Raw genomic sequence first — 8,261 nt, forward strand, 5'->3', positions numbered from 1 at the left:
GTATTTGCAAAGCTATATTTTACGAACCATATTTTATTTAAGCAAAAATAAAAAAGCCTAAATCGAGGCTATATCCTAAATAGTCTTCAACCATCTCTTAACTTCCACATCACTTTCGTCAACGCGATTGCCATCGACTACCAATGCAGAAGTATAAGTATTATTTTTACCACCATCACGTGCAATAAACTCACGGATCAATTCAGTCAGTACTATCACCCGAACCATAGCCACCTTCAGAAAGGAATGGCGCAATCTTTTTATTAGAAAATTCGCCGCCATATTCAAGTAGGAATGCCCTCATTGGTTGACTTAAAGTCATTGCCCAGGTCTGATAGCCTAAATAAATTGTGTCAGCATCTCAAGCTCAGGTGGATCATTTTGAATTCTTTCACAGTTAGCGCGATTGAGCGTTTTACGGTAATTTGCTGGATAAGGATTTCTTAAAGTAATTTCTAAAATATCAGCACCGGTTTCACGCGCAATTTTACTTGCGAGCAACTTAGTTGAACCGGAACACGACCAAAAGATAATGATGCTTTTGGCATCTTTAGTTAATTTTCTAACTGGTTGACCATCACGATTAGTATCTTGTCCATCGGATGGAGTGCCATAACCATTCTCCCAATCATAGCCACGTCTCTCTAATTGATTTGCGCGAATATCTTCACCATTAATTTGTCCTACAACTGGACCTAAATCTGAATAAGTACGACCAAACATAATTTTCTTTCCCCTCTTATTCTCAATTGTTACTACAAGTATAAGTTGTGCAAGAGAGTTTGAAAATTACTTAATGTTGATGCTGGTATACGTTAAGAGTATAAAAAAGCTCAATCCTCATTTGAGAATTGAGCTAATTTTTATTTATTTATCTTTCTTATCGTCGCTGGCATCCCACACCTTTCTCAAAGCAGGAACCTTACCCAAGTCGGTCATTTCATCCTTGCCAACCACGATCAAGTTGTTAGGGCCTTGAGCCAATTGGTTAAAGCTGTCCAAACTTTGGTTTCTGAAGTAACCTTCGCCAGCCTTTGACAAGGCTTCTTGCATCTTTTGTACACGGTAAGCGTCGGCATCAGCTTGCGTCTTAACTGCCTCAGCGTTGGCCTTAGCAGTAGCAACCAAAGCATCGTTCTTAGCCTTAGTGGTCATTCCAATGGTACGAGCTTCACCTTCGGCCTTAGCAATTGCGGCAGTCTTTTCACGGTCGGCAGTAAGTTGTTTGTCCATGGCATGTTGAATTTCAGCACTTGGTAAAAGTTCATCAACGTTGACACGAACGACCTTGATACCGTAGATATCAGTCAGGTCACCAGTTGCAGTGAAAAGTTGATCGTTAATTTCCTTAGTTGAGCCAAGGGCTGCGTTCAAATCCATACGACCAATAATGTCACGCAAGTGACCACGGATTAATTGCACCATTGATTCAACTGAGTCGGTGTTGTTGTAGAAGTAACGGTATGAATCAGTGACCAAGTAGTTCAAAGTTAAACTAGTAGAAATTTCAGCGTTATCTTTGGTAATGATTGAGTACTTAGAAATTTCAAGTGGTTGAAGTGCTAATGGAACTTTGCGAATTCTTTGGAAAAGTGGCCAGACAAAGATAAATCCAGCTTTTACTGTCTTAGAATACTTACCCAAGGTTTCAACCAAACCTTCATTATTTTGTGGAACGATTTTAAAACCACAACAAACATACACAATAACTAAAACAACAATAATGCCAATAATAATTCTTGCCATCATAATTTTTACCTCAAAACTTAGTTGTCTTTCTTTTCATTCTTTTCCGCATCAAGCATCTTGGCGATATCTCCAAGTAAATCTTCCCTTCCGTTCAATGTGTTCAGGCGCTCGTCAAGCAGTTTGGCGTATTCATACTTATTCATTTGATCCAAATTATCCCATGCATTTGGAATCTCTACTCTGAAAGGAATACCATTATGAAGAATAATCTGATCATAGAACATGTTAATTGCCGTAGCTGAATTTAACCCCAGCTTTTTCAGAATAGCTTCTGCCTTTTCCTTCTTTTCTGGATTCATTCTGACATAAAGTCCTGTTGTTTTTTCTGCCATAATTTTTACTCCTTTCTGAATTTGGTACTATTATATATCGTTTACATATAAATTGCATATATTTTTGTAAAATATTTCATTTTGAATTAATCGATCTTAATAGCTAAAAATAGGTTTGGTTTTCAGAGTATACTTATATTTATAGAAAGTGAAAATGAAGGAAACAACAATGAAAACTAACAGAAATTCAAAGATTAAGAAAAACAAGTCTAACTTTTGGGATACTCTTCCTCAAATCAATAACAAAGAAAAAAGACAAGAAATTGAAGAGTTAGGTTATAATCCTTCCTAACAACGTGCTGTTGGGAAAGAAAGAATTACTGATTAATATGAAATAAAAAGTGCTGATAGTCTTCATAAGCAAAGACACATCAGCACTTTTTTACTTGGTTAAATTTTTATTATTCTACAAATCAGTAATATGGAAAATCTGGTTTTCCAAAGTTCTTAACTTATATTCTCCACCCTTAATGTACTTTTGGTGGTAAGCCACAGTTAAGTAAATATCATTTGCGGCATTAACATGGATACTTTCCATTTCACTGTAACGATCTGGTAAATCAATACCATCAACCATAGCTACTTGCCAGTTATCACTGTTTGTTTCACCCCATGGGAACTTAACAATCTTACGTGACCAAGTAGTTACTTCACCAGTTTCATGGTTAATCTTTGGTGACAATTGGTTAGAAATATAGATATTCTTATCATCATCAATAGCATAGCCTTGAACTGAATCAATCATTTGTGGCATTTCTTCATCTGGAGCAACACTTGGATTATCGAAGTTGTCGATGTGGAAAGCACTCAAGCAATGTAAATCAGTGATTGGCGTGTTCTTAGTGCCATTTTCATTCAACTTTTGGTTTACTTCATTTAAGTCAAACAAACCAAAGTGACCTGAACCATCATCCCAAATTGAAGCAATCATGAAGTACTTGCCATTTGGTGAAACTGAAGCTTCTACTCTGTGCAAGTGATCATGACCATCATAAGGAACGTCGGTTACGTGATTCAAGTGTGACAAACGTGGAAGTTGTGTATTTGAAGTATATCTTTCTGGTAAAAGTCTTGGGTACTTTACTCGTGCAATTTGAGTAGTCCAGTTGCCTGAATTTGGTTTAGCACCTACGAAATATTCATCCTTGTCATTAGCTGGTACCCAGGTTTGCGTGTGGCCAAAGCCCATCATTACTAAGTGTGGATCAGTATAATCGATGTTCTTGGTTAAACCTTCATGTTTTCTATAAACCAACACATCATGTGCACTGTGAAGAAGTTGCAAGGCAAAAACATGATCACCATTTACTACACCAACTTGCGCTACAACATGGTGCATCCCATTCAAGCGATAAACCAAATGAGGTGTAATACTTTTAACCATTCTTACTTATTTATCTTCTTTCTTTATATCTATTCATTTTCACTTATACATAAATTATATCCTATCATCAAAAAATAGATTGACTTTATGCCGATAATTTCCAATAATTAGAGTAAATTTTTCTTGGAGGGAAAATTATGAAAAGAAGAACAACACTTTTATTGTCGAGTGCAGTAACCATTGCGGCATTATTTAGCTTCAACTCAAAAGTTCAAGCTGCGGCTGATCCTACGATCAAGGCAACAAACTACAACATGACCGTGAAGTTGAACACTCGCAAGAATCAATTAACAGAAAAAGTTACCATGCACGTTGTTAATAACGGCAATGAACCTGTTAAAAATTTATTGGTTAGAAATATTGCTAGCGGCGTGTTGAAATACGACCACAAGCATTTTAAGGCTACAAGAAATGCGACAACTTCAGTTAAAAGCATTTCATCAGATGGTCAAAAGCTTTCCTACACTACTGGCAAAGACAAGAGCAATTTATTCGTTAACAAGAATTTGAACGCCGGTGAATCCACTGATTTAACGGTTAACGTAGTTACCGGCGTGCCTAAGAGACAAGATCGTTTTGGCTACCAAAATATCAACGGCGGTAAGGTTTATAACCTGTCATTCTGTTTCCCATACTTAAGCGATTATCGCAACGGTAAGTGGAATTATCACCCATACTACGATGCTGGTGAAAACCGCAACAGTGCTGTAAGCAACTTCCACGTTAGCTTCTTCGCACCAAAGAGCTACAAAGTTGCCGCTTCTGGTCAAAGCACAACCAAGAATGGCAAAACTACAATTACCGCCAACAACATGCGTGAGGTCGCAATCGCTGCTTCCAACAAGTTCAAGGTTGACCACGCTTATGCAAACGGCGTAAGAATCAACGACTACTACCTTGCAAGCAAAAACAGCAAGCAATACAACAAGCTTGCTTTGATGACTGCCCAAGACAGTTTCCACATTTTTACCAAAAAGATCGGCAAATATCCTTACAAAGAAATCGATATTACTGAAGGCTTGCTTGGTAAAGATACCGGTGGGATGGAATATCCTGGCTTGATCATGATCGATGCCAGCGGCTTTTTACAAAAGAAGCACCCACTTGATAGATATAATGAATTAACTGAAGATGTTTCTCACGAAGTTGGTCACCAATGGTTCTACGGCACTGTCGGCAGCGACGAATACATGGAACCTTGGCTTGACGAAGGTCTTACCAACCTCCTTGAAAATGGCGTTTACGATTTGACCTACACTAAGAGTAAGGCCTACTGTGCTAAACTGATGCACAGCAAGTTCTACACTCGTAAGAACGTCAAGCGTGCTAACAAGATCTTAAAAGAAAATGCTAACCAATTCATTAATAAGAATCAAAAGGCCAGCTACATCAACTACCCTGTTAATAATCCACCAAAGGGCGTTGACACTGAAGACATGGCTTACGAACTTGGGATGGACTTCCCTGCTGTTTTAAAGGTTGCCATGGGCGAAACCAAGTTCTTCGATGCTTTACACGATTACTATCAAACTTACTACTTGAAGCAAGCAACTACACAAGACTTCTTGAACATTATCCGCAAGTACGATAATTCAAAGAAGGTTAACAACGTGATCAATAAATTTATTGATCCTAAGTACTTAAGTGAATAACCCCGAAAACGTTTGAGTTTCGAGGTTATTTTTATAGTCTCATAAGTGCTAAAATAAACTTAAGGGATTATTACAAAGGAGATAAAATATGACTACTAAAAAATTAGCAACTATCGCAGCAGCTTTATTAATCAGTGTTGCACCAGCAGCTGCTATTATCAATCAACCTGTTCACACAGTTCAAGCAGCTACGCAATCACAAAAAGGTAAAGTTACTCTCAAGAAATCCTTTAATGGCACAGTTCAAGTCTTCAACAGCAAAGGTAATGCCACTATCACTACCCAAAAAGTCAATGGCAAGAAGATGACTGTTGCTTCAACGGTTAAATCAGGCTCAAGTTTTAAATATTATGGCAAGCCTATCCTGATCCAAGGTAAAAAAGTAGATGCAAAAACTTCTAAGAACTACCACTACACTACCGCTTCTTACGTTAACATCGGTAAAAAACGCTACATCAAATCTTTGAATGTTAGCTCAATGGATGGACAAAATGTTTTAATCTTGAGTTCCAACTCTCGCATTTATGATAAAAACGGTCACCGCACTACTTTCAATGGTTTGTCACTCATCCCTAAATATATGCTAGTTAAAACACCAGCTAAAACCCACGCCTCAACTAAGAATGACGTATTTTACTACTTCTCAAATCTTAGCGGATCTAAAAAGAGAAGTTTGAACACAACCACTATCAAGGGCAAGCCATTCTATGCCTTAGGTAATGGCGCTTATATCTATGCTTCAAATGTTGGCTTTGTCAACGGCAACACCCTTTACCAAGCTTCTGGTACTACTACCGCCACTATTTTAAACAAAATCCATGTTTTGAATAATAAGCTTAAGTCAACCAGCAAGTTGCTCAAGATTGGTCAAAAAGTTAAGGTAGATGCCACCAAGACCACTGGTGAAGGTGATGAAGCTGGCCTTTACTTCAGAATTGCTGGCACCAAAGGTAAAAACGCACAATACATTTACTGGGGCGACGATTCCGAATATGGTATGGATCAAGAAAGTACCACGGATGAATTCCAAGGCAACTTCAATTTAGATAATCACCTGGCAAATTAAGACTAAACAAAAAATGCTCTCTTTTGAGAGCATCTTTTATGCCTATTTTTTTTAATTAAAGTAACTTTTCAAAAGCATCTTCATACTTAGGAATGTCTCCTGCTCCCATGAAGACAATGACTGAGTTCTTATTCTTGGTCAAATCAGCAATATTATCCAAATCAATTACTTCAGAACCAGGAATATTCTTAACCAAGTCTTCACTTGAAATATCGCCATTAGCTTCACGAGCTGAAGCATAAATTGGAGTAACATATGCTTTATCTACATCACGCAAGATTTCTTCGAAGTCTTTTTGGTACTTCTTAGTTCTTGAGAAAGTATGTGGTTGAAAGACTACTACTAACTTTTTATCTGGGAACTTTTGGCGAGCTGCTTGAATAGTTGCACGCATTTCTGTTGGATGGTGAGCATAGTCATCGATAACGGCAATATCGCCAAAGTCTTTTTCACTAAATCTACGCTTAGCGCCCTTAAAAGTAAGCATTCCCTCACGAATATCATCCATTGGAACTTTTTCAGTATAAGCAACAGCAATAACGGCAGTTGCGTTCAAGATGCTGTGATCACCGAATAAGTGAATTTCAAATTCACCCAAATCTTTACCATGTGCTAAAACGTGGAACTTAGAGCCAGTGGTTGATTTCTTAATATCAACGGCTTGGAAATCGTCAGTATCCTTAAAGCCATAAGTATATTTAGGAATATCAGTCTTAAGACTTTGAAGACGCTTATCATCACCCCAAACAAAGAGAGCCTTCTTAGTTTGGTCAGCGGCTGATTGGAATGCACTAGTGTAGTCAGCTTGATCCTTGAAGTAATCTGGGTGATCAAAGTCGATGTTAGTCATAATTTGGTAATCTGGATGATATGCCAAGAAGTGACGACGGTATTCATCAGCTTCATAAACAAAGAAGCGTGAACCTTCAACACCTTTACCGCGGCCATCACCAATTAAGTATGAAGTTGGAGCAACTTCGCCTAAAACGTGTGATAACAAGCTAGTTGTTGAAGTCTTACCGTGGGTACCTGAAATACCAATTGAAGTATGCATTTGAACGATTTCTTCAACAGTATCTGGATAAGATTGCCATTTAACGCCCTTATCAATGCAGGCCTTAACTTCTGGGTTATCTTCCTTAAAAGCATTCCCCTTAACGATTACTTGTTCATCGTTGCTCTTAATATTAGCAGGATCAAAGTTCTTAACATCAATTCCTACTTTTTCAAGTGGCACTTGAGTGAAAGTATATTTTTCAATGTCACTACCTGCTACGTTGTAGCCCAAGTCATGTAAAAGCAAGGCAAGGGATGCCATACCTGTACCCTTAATACCAATGAACCAAATTTGTTTATTCTTGTCTAACATTTATTTACCCTCGAATTTTTAACGTTTTTATTCGTTAACTATTTTACCATTATATGAACTCGATTAAAGTTCAAAATAGAAAAATGATGATTATAGAAAAAAGTTGATGAATTAGTTTAAAACTAGTTTATCAACTTCCTTTATTACATATTTCCTATTCGCTGATAAATCCTAACTAAGGAATCGCCTGAATTATCATATAAACTTACAAAATCAAATTCACTTATCAATTCGTGTAGCATATTCAAAGATCTATCATATCTTTTTATAATCATTTTTTCTGTAACGCCATGACCACCATTTGTTACTCGAGATTTAACACGTTTTATTGCCAGTTCTGCCGATGATAATCCTACATAAAGCAAATATAATTTAAACCCTTTATTTTTAGCGTAATTTAAAATTTTCATATAAGTTTTTGCATGCGCTGCAAGTGTAGTTTCAAAACTACATGTTTCATGTCTTTCAAGATGTTCTTGTAATTCATTTCTATCAATTCGCATTGCCGAAAGATTTTTAGAATCATCGTGCCAATCCCAACCATTTCGACGACTTATTTCATCTGCATTTACTTTATACGTAATAACTTTATTAAACTGACTTTGGGTTAATGTGGATTTTCCCGCACCAGTCACACCAGCGAAAATATATAAAATAGGCATTAGTAGGGGCCACCTTGACTAATAATTTTTTGTTGTTTTTGTGCCAG

Annotated in this window: 10 protein-coding genes; 3 read left to right on the forward strand and 7 right to left on the reverse strand. The window is 37.2% G+C overall.

What is annotated here, in order from left to right; genetic code table 11:
- Positions 1–75: 75 nt before the first annotated feature.
- The 4 genes from HMPREF0518_RS10790 to HMPREF0518_RS06150 all read right to left on the reverse strand — a co-directional run bounded on the left by HMPREF0518_RS10790 (position 76) and on the right by HMPREF0518_RS06150 (position 2,081).
- A complete protein-coding gene (locus tag HMPREF0518_RS10790; RefSeq protein ID WP_230583000.1) occupies positions 76–228 on the reverse strand; it encodes a hypothetical protein in 153 nt (50 codons plus the stop codon).
- Positions 229–339: 111 nt separating this feature from the next.
- Positions 340–723 carry an NADPH-dependent FMN reductase family protein gene (locus HMPREF0518_RS10795; RefSeq protein ID WP_003627166.1) on the reverse strand — a complete coding sequence of 128 codons (384 nt, stop codon included), beginning with the start codon at positions 721–723 and terminating at the stop codon, positions 340–342.
- A gap of 144 nt (positions 724–867) precedes the next feature.
- Positions 868–1,749, reverse strand: coding sequence for an SPFH domain-containing protein (locus HMPREF0518_RS06145; RefSeq protein WP_003627167.1), 882 nt, complete (start codon positions 1,747–1,749; stop codon positions 868–870).
- Positions 1,750–1,766: 17 nt separating this feature from the next.
- Complete coding sequence (locus HMPREF0518_RS06150) at positions 1,767–2,081, reverse strand: type II toxin-antitoxin system RelB/DinJ family antitoxin (protein ID WP_003627168.1); 315 nt, start codon at positions 2,079–2,081, stop codon at positions 1,767–1,769.
- Positions 2,082–2,250: 169 nt separating this feature from the next.
- Between HMPREF0518_RS06150 and HMPREF0518_RS10950 the strand changes: the two genes are divergently transcribed.
- Complete coding sequence (locus HMPREF0518_RS10950; protein WP_014918429.1) at positions 2,251–2,373, forward strand: hypothetical protein; 123 nt, start codon at positions 2,251–2,253, stop codon at positions 2,371–2,373.
- Positions 2,374–2,487: 114 nt separating this feature from the next.
- On the opposite strand, the gene HMPREF0518_RS06155 is transcribed toward HMPREF0518_RS10950, so the two are convergent.
- A complete protein-coding gene (locus tag HMPREF0518_RS06155; RefSeq protein WP_003627170.1) occupies positions 2,488–3,465 on the reverse strand; it encodes a class III bacteriocin in 978 nt (325 codons plus the stop codon).
- 137 nt (positions 3,466–3,602) lie between these two features.
- Between HMPREF0518_RS06155 and HMPREF0518_RS06160 the strand changes: the two genes are divergently transcribed.
- Both HMPREF0518_RS06160 and HMPREF0518_RS06165 read left to right on the forward strand, forming a co-directional pair.
- A complete protein-coding gene (locus HMPREF0518_RS06160; RefSeq protein WP_003627172.1) occupies positions 3,603–5,117 on the forward strand; it encodes a M1 family metallopeptidase in 1,515 nt (504 codons plus the stop codon).
- 88 nt (positions 5,118–5,205) lie between these two features.
- A complete protein-coding gene (locus HMPREF0518_RS06165; protein WP_003627174.1) occupies positions 5,206–6,183 on the forward strand; it encodes an SLAP domain-containing protein in 978 nt (325 codons plus the stop codon).
- A 55-nt stretch (positions 6,184–6,238) separates the two neighbouring features.
- On the opposite strand, the gene murC is transcribed toward HMPREF0518_RS06165, so the two are convergent.
- Together murC and HMPREF0518_RS06175 are read right to left on the reverse strand one after the other, a co-directional pair.
- Positions 6,239–7,552, reverse strand: a complete 1,314-nt coding sequence (gene murC / locus HMPREF0518_RS06170; RefSeq protein WP_003627177.1) for a UDP-N-acetylmuramate--L-alanine ligase — start codon at positions 7,550–7,552, stop codon at positions 6,239–6,241.
- A gap of 143 nt (positions 7,553–7,695) precedes the next feature.
- Positions 7,696–8,214: an ATPase gene (locus HMPREF0518_RS06175; RefSeq protein WP_003627179.1), complete on the reverse strand. Its 519-nt coding sequence runs from the start codon at positions 8,212–8,214 to the stop codon at positions 7,696–7,698.
- Between the last annotated feature and the right edge of the window lie 47 nt (positions 8,215–8,261).

This window comes from Lactobacillus helveticus DSM 20075 = CGMCC 1.1877, assembly GCF_000160855.1.
Lineage (GTDB): Bacteria > Bacillota > Bacilli > Lactobacillales > Lactobacillaceae > Lactobacillus > Lactobacillus helveticus.